The sequence below is a fragment of the Phyllobacterium sp. P30BS-XVII genome, from assembly GCF_014138335.1.
In the GTDB taxonomy this organism is placed as follows: Bacteria; Pseudomonadota; Alphaproteobacteria; order Rhizobiales; family Rhizobiaceae; genus Phyllobacterium; species Phyllobacterium meliloti.
Genome location: NZ_JACGXO010000007.1, coordinates 1 through 14004, shown reverse-complemented (window position 1 = coordinate 14004; position 14004 = coordinate 1). Strand labels below are relative to the sequence as shown.

The following is a 14004-nucleotide window of genomic DNA, read 5'->3' as shown; positions in this document are numbered from 1 at the left end:
ATAAATGTGACGGAACGATCAGAAAAAAGCCGAACGATCATAGCCGACGATCATCCCTTGTTCCGCGAAGGATTGCGCCGGATTGTTCAGCGTCTGTATCCATTTGCCGAGATACAGGAAGCGGGAACCATGGGGGAGATGCTCGCACTGGCGCGCACCGGACCAGCGCCACGCACATTCATTCTTGATTGGGTTTTTCCCGGCCTCGACCCGGCCAGATCAATCACAGAGTTGCGGCAGGAGTTCAGACATTCCTCCATCATCATTCTGTCAATGCTGGATGATGTGGCCACAATTGATCGGATAACGGGTATGGGTGCGAATGGCTTTATCAACAAAGCTGTTATGCCTGACGAAGTGAGCGCCGCCATACGCAGCATTGAAGATGGCGAGTTTGTTATCAAGCGGTCGTCATCAGTAATGCCGCCTCCCACCAGTCGCCGCACGGACATCTCTTTCCTGACAGCGCGGCAACGCGAGGTTTTGCGTTTGATTACCGAAGGAAAGACCAACAAGGAAATTGCCCGGAAACTCGATATCTCGCCCTATACTGTCAGTATCCATGTTTCCGCTCTCTTGCGTGTTCTGAGTGTGAGTTCAAGATCAGCAGCTGCGGCAAAGGCAGTCCTTGCCGGATTCGATAGTCGGGCATAACCCAATTTTGAGTTTTGGAAACATTGATAGGCTTCGCTGACTGTCAGCGATCGATTTCGTATCCAACATATTGCTGATGCTTATGCTGCCAAAGCAGGAGCGTTTTATGATACACAAACGCGAGTGTAATCTTCAGCGCAAATCCGGTGGCCTTACCGAAATTAATATCGGACAATCGATATGAAAAATTTAGATACAGACAGAAGTGCCGGGGAGATTTTTCGTACAACCCTCTTGCTTGTTTCCGGCTTTTGGGCTGCAGAATTCTTGATTTGCTGCCTGCTCTGGGTCACTCTGGGCGTCAATCCGATAGAATATATACCGATAAAGCTTATAATACTTTTGCTATCCATCGCTATTGCCATGATAATAACGTATATTATCGCGTATATTAGAAATATAAATCTAATTATTCAAGTTTTTATATGCTTCATTTTGTCTATAATCGCGTCTACTATTACATCAACTTCGGACTATTATCTATTTAATACTTTCCATCCTTCACTTTCTATCGAGTACAATTTGGAGAATTTTTGCTATACGCTTTTTTACGGTCTATCATTATTCTTCGGCTGGTCCAGTTTTTTTGTCGCGTATTTGTACAATTTGGAAATACGTGCGCACGAGCGTCGGCTGGCCGCATCTCGGGAAGAAGCTTTGGCAGCAAAGATGCAGGCTCTGCATTATCAAATTAACCCGCATTTTCTCTTTAACACGCTTAATTCTGTTGTGGGCTTGATTGAAGAGGGTGCCCCGGCCAATGCGAGCCGAATGGTTATGTCGCTCTCATCGTTTTTACGCAGCACGCTGGAGCTCGATCCCTTGCGCGATCTGCCGCTTGCAGATGAGTTGGCGTTGCAGGCTGAATATCTCAGGATTGAGAATGAACGCTTTTCTGATCGTATGAAGGTAACGCTTCGTGTTCCCCCCGAGCTGGAGGGAGCACTTGTTCCCAGCCTGATTTTGCAGCCTTTGGTCGAAAACGCTGTGAAGCATGGCTTGGGATACTCTTCCGGAAACCTGGAGATCGTCATCAGTGCCTTTCGGGAGGGGCAATCCCTAAAGTTGCTGGTAGAGAATGCTTCCATGGTTACTGAGGAGTTCAACGTCGAAAAGAAAGCGGGACTAGGCATCGGCCTTTCGAATGTTGCCCTTCGCATTCAAACGCGTTTCCCTCAGGCGGGAACTTTAGTGGCAGGTCCCGTATCGCCATCCCGTTTTCGTGCGCTGCTCACCATGCCGCTGAGGCTCGCGTGAACGGTTGCCGGCTTTGTTGGGGTATGGTGCTGCGAAAACTGTCACTCACACCGGTTATCATGCAGGACGAATAAATGAATGCCCAACCCTATTTGTTTGTTGTGTTCTTTTGTCTGGTTGCTTGTGGAGTCGGCCTGACTTTCTGGCTCATCATCACAGTTTTTCGCGCCAAGCAACGGCAAGTGGAACGTGAAGGTCTCACCAAGCGGCCGGATGGCGGGATCAATGTGCCTCTGGTCGCTGCCTTTGGTGGATGGAAATATGTAATCTGGATCGCCAGGACCAGTTCATCCATTGCACCCTTGCTGGTATTGCATGAGAGCGATCTGGAATACAGGGTGATCCGTCTGAAGCGGCAGCCTTACACCGACGTGTCCGCTGTGGATCTGCGCACTACCATCGGCACAGTGAATATTGTTTTCGAGTTTCGGGCATCCATTCGTACATTTGCAGCCAATACAGCCAGCCGGAGAAATGCCATGGAAGCTCTTGCAATATTGAAAGGCAAAGGGTGTCCCTTGACCGAAAGGGCCGAAGCGCTGCTTGCGGCAAAGGAGATCAATTCCAAATGATACGTCGCACGGAAATTACCCTTTATTATGCCGCTATTGGGAAGGTTGCCGAATAAGATCGATGGATGGAGCCGCATCTGGCGGTTCAATCCATCTGATCATTGCTTATACTCAATGGGGACTGGCTGTTGGCCGGATAATGATTTCACTCACATCAACGTCTTCCGGCTGACTGATCGCATAGAGGATAGCATTGGCAACGGCCTCGGAGCTGATCGTGATTGCGCGCCAGGCTTTCATGGCGTCGCGGGCCAAAGGATCGCTGATGTTGTCAGCAAGTTCCGATGTCGTCGTGCCCGGCGAGATGATCGTTACCCGCAGTTGATCCGTCTCCTGTCGCAGCCCATCAGAAATCGCGCGGACTGCAAATTTGGTCGCGCAATAGACTGCCGCCGTGGGAGATACACTGTGACCGCCGATGGAAGCGACGTTGATAACATGTCCAGAGCCCTGCCTTTTCATATGGGGTAAAGCAGCCGCTATCCCATACAGAACGCCTTTGATGTTAACATCGATCATCTGGTCCCACTCATTGACTTTGAGCGCTTCAAGTGGGGAGAGGGGCATAACACCTGCATTGTTGATAATAACGTCCAATCGGCCAAATTCCGATTTTGCGAAATCCACAAAGCCCTGTACATCTGATTGATCGGTAACATCCAGCCGTCTTGTGCGAACTGTCCCTCCAGCTTCGGAGATTTCTCTGGCAAGCTGCTGCAGGCGATCAACACGACGAGCGCCAATGACGACATGAGCACCGGCCGCAGCGAGCACCTTTGCAGTGGCTTCGCCGATGCCGCTGCTTGCGCCGGTTATGGCAACAACTTTTCCTTTAATATTCAACATTTTATACTCCATTTATTTTGGATTGCTCGAGATCGCGGCTTGCATCATTTGCGGCGGAGGATCATGCCGCCATGCTGGAGGGTGTTGGCATCAACGAAGTCACCATCGGCGGTAAAGCCCGTATCATCCCAATACTCGATGTGATTACCGGATACTTCGTAACGGCCCTGATATGCACTTTCCCGGACACCACGCGCTTCGTCATAGCGTCCATCTGACAGCAGTTCGTGGCGCACATGGCCATCATCGGTAATCCATAGTCCAACATAAGGGTGTTCTGGCATTGTCTTCTCGCTTGTCTGTTGATGTCTCGGTAGTGCTTTGCTCGTGGTTTCTCCCGATGCGGGCATCACGACTGCACCAATCGTTGTAAACGCGACCAGGAGACCGAGCGCTGCGTTGTTGGAAGGCTGTGCAACCATTGTTAAGCTCCTGTGGCTGGGATCACCGGTGCGATGTGGCTCCGCGTTTCCCGTTGTTGATTAATATGAAATACCGCTCCTCTCTGGTGAGATCGAGTTGCTAATCCTGAATAGTTTGGTTAGTAAATATAACCAATGGTAGATGATCTCGAAGGTATTTCGGTATTTCTTGCAGTGGCCGAAGCGCGGAATTTTCGTATTGCGGGCGAGAGGCTCGGCGTTACGCGATCAGCGGTGAGCCAAGCGTTGCAGCGTCTCGAAGATAGGGTGGGAGTGGCTCTGGTTCAGCGCACGACCCGCAGTGTTCGCCTGACCGAAGCGGGTGAAATATTCTACGAAACAGTTCGACCTTCCGTGACGCAAGTCGGCAGCGCCTTGCAGGCCCTGCGCGAGATGCAGAGCCGCCCGAGTGGAATGTTGAGGATCACCGCATCCTCCATTGCAGAGAATTTTTTGTCAGGCCCACTCCTCGCTGGATTTCTGGAAGCCTATCCGGACGTGAAATTAGATATCACGATCACTGATGATGAATTCGACATTGTTGAAGCGGGTTTTGATGCGGGTGTCCGGCTCGGTGAGGTTATCGAGCAGGATATGATTGCGGTGCCTGTTTCATCAGAACAGAAGCAATGTGCCGTTGCGTCTCACGAATATCTGACGCGCCGTGCCACTCCGAAGCATCCACGCGATCTTTCCTCCCATATATGTATTGGATGGCGGCCGCGCCCTGATGCAGCACCCTATCGCTGGGAGTTTGCGGAGAAGGGCCGTGATTTCGATGTTGCAGTTGATCCTGCAATAACCACCAACGATATGGGAGTAATGATCCGCATGGCATGTGCTGGCGCGGGTATCACCTTCGGCATGGCGGAGACGTTCAAGCCATATATCGCTCGCGGAGAGTTGAAGCCCTTGCTGGAAGACTTTGGTCCTCCGTTCCAGGGCTTTTACCTCTATTATCCCAAGCGACAGCGGCAGCCTTTGAAACTTCGGGCGCTGGTCGATTACATCCGCAAATACCGTAAGCTTTAGCCTAATACGTCCATCGTGCTTTCGCAGATAAGGGTCTCACATCCTTCGCCGGGATTGGGTCAGCGACAATGGATAACGTACGGGATGATATGCCATGGAACTGACATTAACCGGTCGATATTCATTGTCGTAGGCGATTTGATCAAGTGTAAGAACCGCCGCCGGGAGATCCAGTTGCAACAGCTTTGCCTCCTGTTCGGATGCAAGCCGCGCGCTCAGGGTTGATTGGCCCCGCGTTGGAACGACGCCGTAACGGGTGTTGAATTCTGCATAGAGCGATCTGTTTCCATTGTTCCAGTCAATATCCAGAATTCCGGGCGCGATCGCTTCGGCAAACCAGTCCCGCTGCACCACAACAGGCAAATCGTCCAGAAAGCGTAACCGCTCGATGAAAACAACATTCGAGCCGGCGGGCAGAGAAAGCGGTCGTGTAATATCCAGATCGGCCTGAATGATAGCGCCCGTCAGCAATTGCATCCCCGGCTTGCGGTTATTTGCTTCGGCGGTCTCCGTAAAACTGCGGACGATCTCGATTTCGTAGGTAGGCTTTGGTTCTGTGACGTAAATGCCTTTTCCTGCACGCGTCTGAAGAAATCCGAGATTCTCCAGATCCTTTATCGCCTGTCGCACAGTAATTCGGCTCACCCCATACAACTGAACGAGTTCGCGCTCGGACGGGAGTTTGTCATTGAGTTGCAGTTGCCTGGCATCGATCATGGATTTCAGGATGATGCGCAATTGAACGTAAAGCGGCTCCGGATGATTGCGATCTATCAAGGTGCCACCGGGCGGCGCTGTCATTGCCATCTCAACTCTTTGCTTTCCTGGATTTCGGTATCCATTGTTCAGATTGCACCTTCGCCAATTCAATACAAGCCGCTGAAAAATTTGCCTGTGAATGCCGCCCTGAAGCCTAGAATTCCAAGTTCGAAGATTGTTGGTTTCGATTGATTGACATAACTGGTTATAACCAGTACCGATAGCACAATTGGAGCATTGGAGCAATCGATGAAGCTTGCGTTGGTTGGTGGTGGCGGTGTCCGCGCGCCGTTGTTTGTAGGGTCAGCGCTCAGGCGTGCAGAAAGAAGCGGTCTGACGGAAATATGCCTGCAGGATATCAACGAAACGAAGCTCGAACTGTTTGGTCGGATCAGTCAGGAACTTGCACGCCGCAGCCAGTCGCCGGTCAGGATTTCCATGACGAGCGATGCCGAGCGAGCACTTGAAGGCGCAAGCTATGTTGTGACAACGGTGCGACCGGGCGATGAGGAAGGCCGCATCAAGGATGAGCGCATTGCCTTGTCCCATGGCGTACTCGGGCAGGAAACCACGGGCCCTGGTGGCTTTGCCATGGCTTTGCGCAGTATCCCCGTGATTTTGAAATATGCGGAACTATTGAAGAAGGTCAGCCCCGATGCGTGGCTTTTCAACTTTACCAATCCGGCTGGTCTGGTCGCCCAAGCGCTGCAGGACGAAGGCTATCATCGGACAATCGGCATCTGCGATGGTGCAAATGGCGCCCAGGAAGCGCTGGCGCGCTGGTTCAAGGTACCCCAAAACGATGTGCATGCGGAGGTGGCTGGGCTGAACCATCTTTCCTTTACACGCAGCGCCAAAATCAGTGGTAAAGAGGTGCTGCAGCCGCTCCTCGATGATGACAGCTTCTTGAGTGCAACATCCCAGCGCATGTTCGATGCAAAGCTGATCCGTCATCAGCGCAACTGGATCAATGAATACCTCTATTACTACTATTATGCCGAAAAGGCGGTGGAGGCCTTGAATTCAGATGAACGCACACGCGGTGAAGAGGTCAAGGATCTCAATAAGGCACTGATGGCGACGCTGGGTACGATCAATCTCGATACCAGTGCGGATGAGGCGCTGGCACGTTATTACGCCTATGAACGCCGGCGCAGCGCCACCTATATGCATTATGCGCTCGACGATGCGCCAACCATGGAAGAAGCCGATCATTTGGCTGACGTTCCTGCGGCAGGGGATCATGGCGAGGAAGGGGAAGGTTATGCGGGGGTAGCGCTCAATCTCATTGATGCCCTGCAGACAGGAAAACCTTGCTATAGCGGGCTGAATGTTCGCAATGAGGGCGCTATTGATGGACTGCGCGCGGATGATGTGGTGGAGGTTAGCTGCGTGGTCGACAAGGATGGAATAAGGCCCTTGAAGATGGGGGCAATGCCTGAAGCGCAGTTCCAGCTCGTTCAGAACGTAAAGCGCTATGAGCGTCTTGCCGTGCGGGCGATCAGGGAACGCAGTCGCGATGTTGCGGTAGAAGCGTTGATGGCCCACCCGCTGGTCCTATCCTATTCCCGGGCAGTACCGCTTGTGGATGAATATCTCGCCGCGCATGCACAGTACGCAGGAGAGTGGAAGTGACCGCAAAGGCCTCAAAGTCGCTTTATGACGTGATGGTAGTTGGCGAATATTACTTCGACCTGATCTTTCGCGGTTTGCCTGATGTGCCGAAAATTGGCGCCGACCTTTGGGCAAAGGAATTCGAGTGGGTCCCCGGCGCAGCATTTTCAACAGCCCTTGCCCTGACGAGGCTCGGCACAGAGGCGGGCTGGTGGTGTGCATTCGGCAATGATGTGTTCAGCCAGATGATTATCGAGGAGGCGCGCCGTGAGGGTATCGACGAAGGGCTTTTCATACATTTCCAGAAACCGTGGCGTCGTCTCAGTTCTGCTTTCTCGTTCACCCATGACCGTGGCTTCATCAGCTACAGCGAAGATCGCGATCCGAGCCCACTTCCTGCGGACCTGGAGCGTATACGGCCTCAAATTCTGCTCCTACAGGGATTTTCATTAGCACCGGAGCGCCTCGCACTCGTGGATGCGGCCCGGCGGCTTGGCATCAAGGTCTGTTCCGATTGTCAGCACATTGAAATGGATTTGTCTGCACCGGGTTTGATTGGAGCCCTTCGGCAGATCGATGTGTTCCTGCCTAATGAGAGCGAGGCGAAGGCGCTGACGGGTGAAAGCGATATCAACGTCGCGCTGAAGATTCTTGCGCAATATTGTCCGACTGTTGTCATCAAGTGCGGTGCCGACGGTGCAATCGCTTCGGAAAACGGGCAGATCTACCATGTTCCTGCACTGGCTGTAGACGTCTTCGATACCACAGGGGCTGGAGATAGTTTCAATGCTGGCTTTGTGCATGGGATATTGCATGAACCGGATTTTTATTCGGCGCTCGAAGTCGCGGTCATTTGCGGCTCGCTAGCCGTCACCGGTTATGGCGGTCGCAATTTACCCTTTCATTCCGATCTCGACCAATATCGACGGCGCAGAGCCGCGATCTAATTCGCTTCAATAAACAAGAAAAGCAGGGAACAATCATGAAACATAAATTCAAGGCACTTGCAGGTCTCGCGGTTTTGGCAATGACGGCGGCATTTCCCGCCAAAGCTGAAACAATCTCCATGTTCTGCTCAGCGACCGATTATGAACTCTGCGAGGAGGGCGCACAGAAATGGGCAAAGTCATCGGGCAATGAAGTCAAGATTAACCGGACGCCACAAAACCTTGACGATGCCATTCCGATCTACCAGCAATTGTTCGCGTCGAATTCCCCGGATGTCGATCTGCTCTATGTGGATGTCATCTGGCTCGGCATGATGAAAGATCATTTCGAGGATATCAGCAAGCTGGTCCCGGAAGCCGAAGTAAAGGCGCATTTCGCATCTGCTGTCGAGGCGGCGCGCATCGATGGCAAGCTGCTTGCCATGCCTTTTTACATCGATACCGGATTGATGTTTTACAGGAAGGATCTTCTGGAAAAATACGGCAAACAAGCGCCGAAGACCTGGGACGAGCTGACAACAACTGCCAAGGAGATTCAGGATAGCGAACGCAAAGCAGGCAATGCCGATATGTGGGGCTATTCATGGCAGGGACGCAGCTATGAAGGGCTCACCTGTGATGCCATTGAATGGATGGCTTCGGGCGGCGGCGGAACAATTCTATCCGACAAGGGCGCTGTCACGGTCAACAATCCTCAGACTCTTGCCGCATTGACACGGGCGAGGGGATGGATTGACACGATCTCACCGAAGGGCGTTCTCAACTATGACGAGGAGAGTTCCCGGGCACTGTTCGAAAGTGGCAATGCGGTGTTTCATCGAAACTGGCCTTATGTCTGGGGTACGTCGCAGGCTGATGGTGGCAAGCTCGTAGGCAAGGTTGGTGTGTCGGCGCTTCCTGTCGGCGCTGAAGGCCAGAAGTCCAGTGGTACACTTGGAACAGCTTATCTTGCCGTTTCCAAATATTCGAAGAAGAAGGAAAAGGCCGCTGATCTCTTGCGTTATATGGTTGGTCTGGAAGATCAGAAGATGCGTGCTATCAAGGGCGGCTATAACCCGACGGTCGAAGCCCTCTACAGCGATGCGGAGGTCCTGGCGAAAATTCCTTTCCTGCCAATGGCAAAAAGCGCATTTGAAGAATCTGTCGCACGCCCATCGGCGGTTACGGGGAAGGATTACAATCGTGTCTCACGTTCTTTCTACCGCTCGGTCCATGATATCATTTCTGGAACTGGCGACATCGGTGCGGAACTGGCGCAACTGGAGAAGCGGCTGAAACGCGATGTGAAGGCCAACTGAGTTTCGGAATCGCAGATATTGCCAGCCTGTCTCTCCGGCGGGTTGGCAATGATCGCAAACAGTGGCCGAAGAATATCCAGGGACAGTGAAATGGCATCCGTCACTCTGAAGGAAGTAAGCAAAAGCTTTGGCGCATTCGATGTCTTGCAGTCGATCGATCTGACAATTGAAGACGGCGAGTTCGTTGTCTTCGTTGGTCCTTCCGGCTGTGGAAAATCGACCCTGTTGCGGGCGATTGCGGGCCTCGTGCCTGTTTCCAAAGGCGATGTCTTTATCGGTGGTGAGCAGGTTACGGATGTTCCCGCGTCAAAACGCGGTATCGCCTTTGTCTTTCAGTCCTATGCGCTCTATCCGCATATGAATGTGGCGCGAAACATCAGCTTTGCCCTCGAAACTGCACGTATGGCCAAGGCTGAAATCCGCCAGCGCCTGACGAGAGTGGCAGACATGTTGAAGATCGGCCACCTCTTGGACCGGCGGCCGAAGCAGCTTTCCGGTGGGCAACGCCAGCGTGTCGCCATTGGGCGTGCTCTCGTCAGCCAACCGCAACTGTTCCTATTCGACGAGCCACTGTCAAATCTTGACGCCGATTTGCGTATGGAGATGCGGTTCGAGATTGCCAAGCTGCACGCCGAGATCGGCACCACAATGATTTATGTTACGCACGATCAGACCGAGGCCATGACGCTTGCCGACAGGATCGTTATTCTCAATTACGGACGTATCGAGCAGGTTGGAACTCCGCGCGAGCTTTATGACCGTCCCGCAAACCGGTTCGTTGCAGGTTTCCTTGGAAGTCCGCGCATGAACTTCGCACCCGTGCATACTGATACGTCTTCCGGTCTTTTGCATGGGCCCTCGGGCTTTGTTTTTGCAACAAGCGGCGGCGGAAATGCCCAGCCTGTGACACTGGGGCTGCGACCGGAGGCGTTGGAAATTGTCGATGCAGGAACAGCTCAATCCATTGGCGGCACCTTTGAAAGAGCTGAAGACCTTGGCTACGAACACATTGCCTATGTTCGTTTGTCTGAAGATCTGGTGTGGACAATTCGTTCGACGGAACCTCTTACGGGACATGCGCCCGGGCAAACCGTCGGATTGGGCTGGAAGATAAAGGATCTCTATCTGTTCAATGAGGCTGGAATACGTGTCGATGTTGAAGTGGCACGCGGTCCCGTCGCCGCCGTACAAAGTTGAGGATGGGCATTCCAATGCGCAATCGGGAAACGAGGACAGCATGGCTTTTTCTTCTGCCGCTTCTCGTTGCACTGGCGGCTGTCGCGGTTTGGCCGCTTGTACGCAATGTGTATTTTTCCTTCACCAATGCCTTTCTGGATAATCCGTCTGAGTACAGCTTTGTTGGTCTGCAAAATTTCATAATCGTCATGGAAGACCCGGTTTTCTGGGGCGCCGTGACGAATACCATGATCTTCACACTCATATCTGTCAGCTTCGAAACGGTGCTCGGCTTCGGGATTGCACTTCTCTTGCACCGCGCCTTCGCTGGACGCGGTCTGGTGCGCGCCGCCATTCTGGTGCCTTGGGCGATGCCGATGGTTGTGTCGGCCAAGATTTGGGAATGGATGCTGAATGATCAATTTGGCCTGATCAACAAGGCGCTTATCTGGTTGGGTTTTCTGGACAAAGGTATTGCCTGGACAGCCGATTCATCGCTCATTCTCGGCACAGTCATCTTCATCGATATCTGGGTCACGACACCGTTTATGGTGCTTCTCATTCTTGCCGGATTGCAACTTATCCCCGAGGAAATCTATGAAGCTGCCGAAGTATCCGGCGTACCAGCCTGGAAACGATTATGGTCGATAACCCTGCCATTGGCGGCCCCTGCAATCGGTGTCGCGGTGCTCTTCCGCACGCTTGATGCACTGCGCATGTTTGACTTGAGCTATGTGATCGCCGCTAACAATGAAAAAGCCATGACGATGTCGATCTATGCGCGTGACCAGCTCATCGGGTTTCAGGATCTTGGCGTCGGTTCTGCGGCTTCGACGTGGGTGTTTCTGATTGTCGGGCTGATTGCCATCCTGATTGTCAGCCTGTTGCGGCTTGACCGGAGCACGGCATAGTGACCCAAACATCTGACCGTTACTCGAACAGAACCTATCGCAGATTGAAGGCCCTCAAGCGTATCGGTCTTTATGCTGGCGTCGCACTCGTTCTCATCTATATGCTGTTCCCATATTATTGGGCGATCATTTCCTCCACCAAAACCCGTGAGAGCCTCTATAGCTTCAGTCTGGTGCCGTCGCTGGATTTCAGCAACTATATCAGCCTGTTCAACAATCCTATCTTCATGGGTGCGATCGTCAATTCGGCTATCGTTGCGATTTCCAGCAGTGTCTTATCGCTGATCATCAGTCTTTTTGCGGCTTATGCGCTTGGGCGTCTGCATTTCAAGCTCAGCCGGATCATTCTCATCTGCGTTCTGATGATTTCAGTGTTTCCGCAGGTGGTGGTTCTTTCCGGCATGTTCGAGGTCATTGGCTGGCTCGGATTCTACAATCGACCTGCGGCTCTCATTTTTTCCTATCTGTTGCTGATCCTGCCTTTTACGACCTGGGTTCTGACGAGCTTCATCCGCGATCTGCCTGTTGAGCTTGAAGAAGCCGCGTTGATTGATGGATGTTCGCGGATGCGGATACTGACACATGTCCTGTTGCCGCTAATGGGTCCGGCCATTGCAAGCACCGGTCTGCTTGCATTCATTCTGGCGTGGAATGAGTTCCTGTTTGCACTGACATTCATCCTGACTGATGAGAACAGAACGGTTCCGGTTGCCATCGGTTTGCTGACCGGCAGCAGCCGTTATGAATACCCGTTCGGGCAGATTATGGCGGCATCCGTGACTGTCACGTTACCCCTGCTCATTCTCGTTCTTATCTTCCAGCGGAAGATCGTCGCCGGACTGACATCCGGAGCCGTCAAAGGCTAATCAAAACCACATCAAATGCATGCTGAATCGATCAGGGGTGTCCCTGATTATGTCTATAAGATAGGATTCCCCTTGTTTCATGGATCACTCAATTTTGCGAGATTCGTATGACTGAGTGTGAAAAATCGCAGGCGTAGAAACGATAGGCATGGCAGTATGACAGAACTCCTTACTCCCGAGGCACTTTCAACCCTTTTCCAAGTTGTTATGATGGATCTGGTTCTGGCCGGAGACAATGCGGTCGTCATTGGTCTGGCGGCTGCCGGATTACCACGCGAGCAGCGAAACAAGGCCATTCTTGTCGGGATTATTGCTGCCACGGTATTGCGGATTCTTTTTGCCACGGTCGCCAGCCAGATGCTGCAGATCATTGGTCTTCTTCTTGCCGGCGGCATTCTCCTGCTGTGGGTGTGCTGGAAAATGTGGCGTGAATTGCACAATGGCAGTGCAGACGACGTGGATATTGACGGCACACTGGATGAAGATACGACCTCAGGTGAAAAGATCGGGCGTAAAACGTTTGCTCAGGCAGCGTGGCAGATTGTCATTGCAGATGTGTCGATGTCACTCGATAATGTGCTGGCGGTAGCCGGTGCAGCACGCGAGCATCTGGCCGTTCTGGTGTTTGGCCTGATATTATCCATTGCCCTTATGGGGCTGGCCGCAAGTTTTATTGCCCGCCTGCTGCAGAAACATCGCTGGATTGCTTACATTGGCCTTGCGATCATTCTCTATGTCGCTCTGGAAATGATCTATCGGGGAACCCTCGAAGTTCTGGCTTATCTGCATAGCTAGCCGATAAGCTTTGCTGGGAAGGTTTTTCTGTTCGTTACCTCAGAAGTTCTATCGTTCTGTTGAGTGCGGGCTCGAACCCCTTGAGAGATATGGAGAACGTAACGTCCTTTTCGGTGTCACTCGCGAAGGCTCCAAGGTTCAGGGCTTTTCCCTTACGCAGGACTTTGGTGGTTGCATCGGTGAAAGTCAGCGGGACAATGCAGCCGGTGGGCATACAGGTTCGAAACCGGGAAGGTTTTCCTGCCGGATTGTCATCGATGCGGAATGTGACGCCTTTCTCAAGATAAAGGCCAAAGGGCATGGCAAGATTGCCCTTCAACCCCGTATCACCGTCAGGCACGAACTCTATTGTCAATACGCGCTGCCCGCCCTTGTGCATCTGTTGCTGCGACAGGGCACAACGACGTGTACCGCTCTCCTGAACTGCACAATTTACGCTCCAATCCTCGTAGGTTTCGGAAAGGGAGGAGGGGGTGGCAACCGGTTTGGCTTCGGTCTGGGCATAAAGCGGTGTGGTGGCAAGCAAGCTTGCCACCACACCATAGATCACAGTGCGCAGACGCATCAGAATTTCACGCCGAGCTTCGCATCAACGGCATTTTGCGTAAGACCCGAGCCGTACTGTCCGGTATAGGTGAGACCGAGCGTTGCATTGCGGCTGAGCTTGAAGTCGACACCTGCTTCAACCATCGCCGTATCCTCGGCAATTGGCACTCCCGCCACCGAGAAAGCATTGCCGGTGGCAAAGGCAAGTGTCGAGTTTGGTGTAATATCGCCATAGGCATGCTGCCAGCCGATTGTTCCGCGCGCCTCGATATCCATCGTTCCCAGTGCAAAGGGTGCCGATGCGCGAAG

Annotated in this window: 16 protein-coding genes; 11 read left to right on the top strand and 5 right to left on the bottom strand. The window is 52.6% G+C overall.

What is annotated here, in order from left to right:
- Window positions 1-6 precede the first annotated feature (6 nt).
- The 3 genes from FHW17_RS18640 (at window position 7) to FHW17_RS18630 (ending at window position 2483) form a co-directional block, all read left to right on the top strand.
- On the top strand, window positions 7-654 hold the full coding sequence (locus tag FHW17_RS18640) for a response regulator transcription factor (RefSeq protein ID WP_182510529.1): 648 nt from the start codon (window positions 7-9) through the stop codon (window positions 652-654).
- A gap of 180 nt (window positions 655-834) precedes the next feature.
- Window positions 835-1911, top strand: a complete 1077-nt coding sequence (locus FHW17_RS18635) for a histidine kinase (RefSeq protein WP_182510528.1) — start codon at window positions 835-837, stop codon at window positions 1909-1911.
- 74 nt (window positions 1912-1985) lie between these two features.
- Window positions 1986-2483: a hypothetical protein gene (locus tag FHW17_RS18630; protein WP_113095961.1), complete on the top strand. Its 498-nt coding sequence runs from the start codon at window positions 1986-1988 to the stop codon at window positions 2481-2483.
- A 111-nt stretch (window positions 2484-2594) separates the two neighbouring features.
- Here FHW17_RS18630 and FHW17_RS18625 read toward each other — a convergent pair whose 3' ends face one another.
- Window positions 2595-3329: an SDR family oxidoreductase gene (locus tag FHW17_RS18625; protein WP_182510527.1), complete on the bottom strand. Its 735-nt coding sequence runs from the start codon at window positions 3327-3329 to the stop codon at window positions 2595-2597.
- A 44-nt stretch (window positions 3330-3373) separates the two neighbouring features.
- On the bottom strand, window positions 3374-3751 hold the full coding sequence (locus FHW17_RS18620; protein ID WP_182510526.1) for an Atu4866 domain-containing protein: 378 nt from the start codon (window positions 3749-3751) through the stop codon (window positions 3374-3376).
- A 135-nt stretch (window positions 3752-3886) separates the two neighbouring features.
- On the opposite strand from FHW17_RS18620, the gene FHW17_RS18615 reads away from it, so the two are divergent.
- The gene (locus tag FHW17_RS18615) at window positions 3887-4783 is read left to right on the top strand and encodes a LysR family transcriptional regulator (protein WP_182510525.1); all 897 of its coding nucleotides are present in this window, start codon (window positions 3887-3889) and stop codon (window positions 4781-4783) included.
- 36 nt (window positions 4784-4819) lie between these two features.
- Here FHW17_RS18615 and FHW17_RS18610 read toward each other — a convergent pair whose 3' ends face one another.
- A complete protein-coding gene (locus FHW17_RS18610) occupies window positions 4820-5584 on the bottom strand; it encodes a GntR family transcriptional regulator (RefSeq protein ID WP_246706913.1) in 765 nt (254 codons plus the stop codon).
- Between the two features lie 207 nt (window positions 5585-5791).
- Between FHW17_RS18610 and FHW17_RS18605 the strand changes: the two genes are divergently transcribed.
- The 7 genes from FHW17_RS18605 to FHW17_RS18575 all read left to right on the top strand — a co-directional run bounded on the left by FHW17_RS18605 (window position 5792) and on the right by FHW17_RS18575 (window position 13149).
- Entirely contained in the window at window positions 5792-7177 is a 1386-nt protein-coding gene (locus tag FHW17_RS18605) for a 6-phospho-beta-glucosidase (protein WP_112528190.1), read from the top strand.
- Between the two features lie 32 nt (window positions 7178-7209).
- Entirely contained in the window at window positions 7210-8103 is an 894-nt protein-coding gene (locus FHW17_RS18600) for a carbohydrate kinase family protein (RefSeq protein ID WP_113096018.1), read from the top strand.
- Between the two features lie 35 nt (window positions 8104-8138).
- Window positions 8139-9401, top strand: coding sequence for an ABC transporter substrate-binding protein (locus tag FHW17_RS18595; RefSeq protein ID WP_112528188.1), 1263 nt, complete (start codon window positions 8139-8141; stop codon window positions 9399-9401).
- Window positions 9402-9491: 90 nt separating this feature from the next.
- On the top strand, window positions 9492-10598 hold the full coding sequence (locus FHW17_RS18590; RefSeq protein ID WP_182510524.1) for an ABC transporter ATP-binding protein: 1107 nt from the start codon (window positions 9492-9494) through the stop codon (window positions 10596-10598).
- Between the two features lie 14 nt (window positions 10599-10612).
- Window positions 10613-11488, top strand: a complete 876-nt coding sequence (locus FHW17_RS18585; RefSeq protein WP_182510523.1) for a sugar ABC transporter permease — start codon at window positions 10613-10615, stop codon at window positions 11486-11488.
- Complete coding sequence (locus FHW17_RS18580; RefSeq protein WP_182510645.1) at window positions 11485-12354, top strand: carbohydrate ABC transporter permease; 870 nt, start codon at window positions 11485-11487, stop codon at window positions 12352-12354. The genes FHW17_RS18585 and FHW17_RS18580 overlap by 4 nt, the downstream gene beginning before the upstream one ends.
- 156 nt (window positions 12355-12510) lie before the next feature.
- Window positions 12511-13149 carry a TerC family protein gene (locus FHW17_RS18575; RefSeq protein ID WP_112528183.1) on the top strand — a complete coding sequence of 213 codons (639 nt, stop codon included), beginning with the start codon at window positions 12511-12513 and terminating at the stop codon, window positions 13147-13149.
- A gap of 34 nt (window positions 13150-13183) precedes the next feature.
- Here FHW17_RS18575 and FHW17_RS18570 read toward each other — a convergent pair whose 3' ends face one another.
- Together FHW17_RS18570 and FHW17_RS18565 are read right to left on the bottom strand one after the other, a co-directional pair.
- Window positions 13184-13714, bottom strand: coding sequence for an invasion associated locus B family protein (locus FHW17_RS18570; protein WP_182510522.1), 531 nt, complete (start codon window positions 13712-13714; stop codon window positions 13184-13186).
- Window positions 13714-14004, bottom strand: a 291-nt coding sequence (locus FHW17_RS18565; protein ID WP_182510521.1) for an autotransporter domain-containing protein, incomplete at its 5' end; no start/stop codon positions are given. The genes FHW17_RS18570 and FHW17_RS18565, both read right to left, overlap by 1 nt.

What these genes read in the sequence shown, in the direction of transcription:
- FHW17_RS18635 (WP_182510528.1), top strand. Translation starts at nt 835, where the DNA reads ATGAAAAATTTAGATACAGACAGAAGTGCCGGGGAGATTTTTCGTACA.
- FHW17_RS18630 (WP_113095961.1), top strand. Translation starts at nt 1,986, where the DNA reads ATGAATGCCCAACCCTATTTGTTTGTTGTGTTCTTTTGTCTGGTTGCT.
- FHW17_RS18625 (WP_182510527.1), bottom strand. Translation starts at nt 3,329, where the DNA reads ATGTTGAATATTAAAGGAAAAGTTGTTGCCATAACCGGCGCAAGCAGC.
- FHW17_RS18620 (WP_182510526.1), bottom strand. Translation starts at nt 3,751, where the DNA reads ATGGTTGCACAGCCTTCCAACAACGCAGCGCTCGGTCTCCTGGTCGCG.
- FHW17_RS18615 (WP_182510525.1), top strand. Translation starts at nt 3,887, where the DNA reads ATGGTAGATGATCTCGAAGGTATTTCGGTATTTCTTGCAGTGGCCGAA.
- FHW17_RS18610 (WP_246706913.1), bottom strand. Translation starts at nt 5,584, where the DNA reads ATGACAGCGCCGCCCGGTGGCACCTTGATAGATCGCAATCATCCGGAG.
- FHW17_RS18605 (WP_112528190.1), top strand. Translation starts at nt 5,792, where the DNA reads ATGAAGCTTGCGTTGGTTGGTGGTGGCGGTGTCCGCGCGCCGTTGTTT.
- FHW17_RS18600 (WP_113096018.1), top strand. Translation starts at nt 7,210, where the DNA reads ATGGTAGTTGGCGAATATTACTTCGACCTGATCTTTCGCGGTTTGCCT.
- FHW17_RS18595 (WP_112528188.1), top strand. Translation starts at nt 8,139, where the DNA reads ATGAAACATAAATTCAAGGCACTTGCAGGTCTCGCGGTTTTGGCAATG.
- FHW17_RS18590 (WP_182510524.1), top strand. Translation starts at nt 9,492, where the DNA reads ATGGCATCCGTCACTCTGAAGGAAGTAAGCAAAAGCTTTGGCGCATTC.
- FHW17_RS18585 (WP_182510523.1), top strand. Translation starts at nt 10,613, where the DNA reads ATGCGCAATCGGGAAACGAGGACAGCATGGCTTTTTCTTCTGCCGCTT.
- FHW17_RS18575 (WP_112528183.1), top strand. Translation starts at nt 12,511, where the DNA reads ATGACAGAACTCCTTACTCCCGAGGCACTTTCAACCCTTTTCCAAGTT.
- FHW17_RS18570 (WP_182510522.1), bottom strand. Translation starts at nt 13,714, where the DNA reads ATGCGTCTGCGCACTGTGATCTATGGTGTGGTGGCAAGCTTGCTTGCC.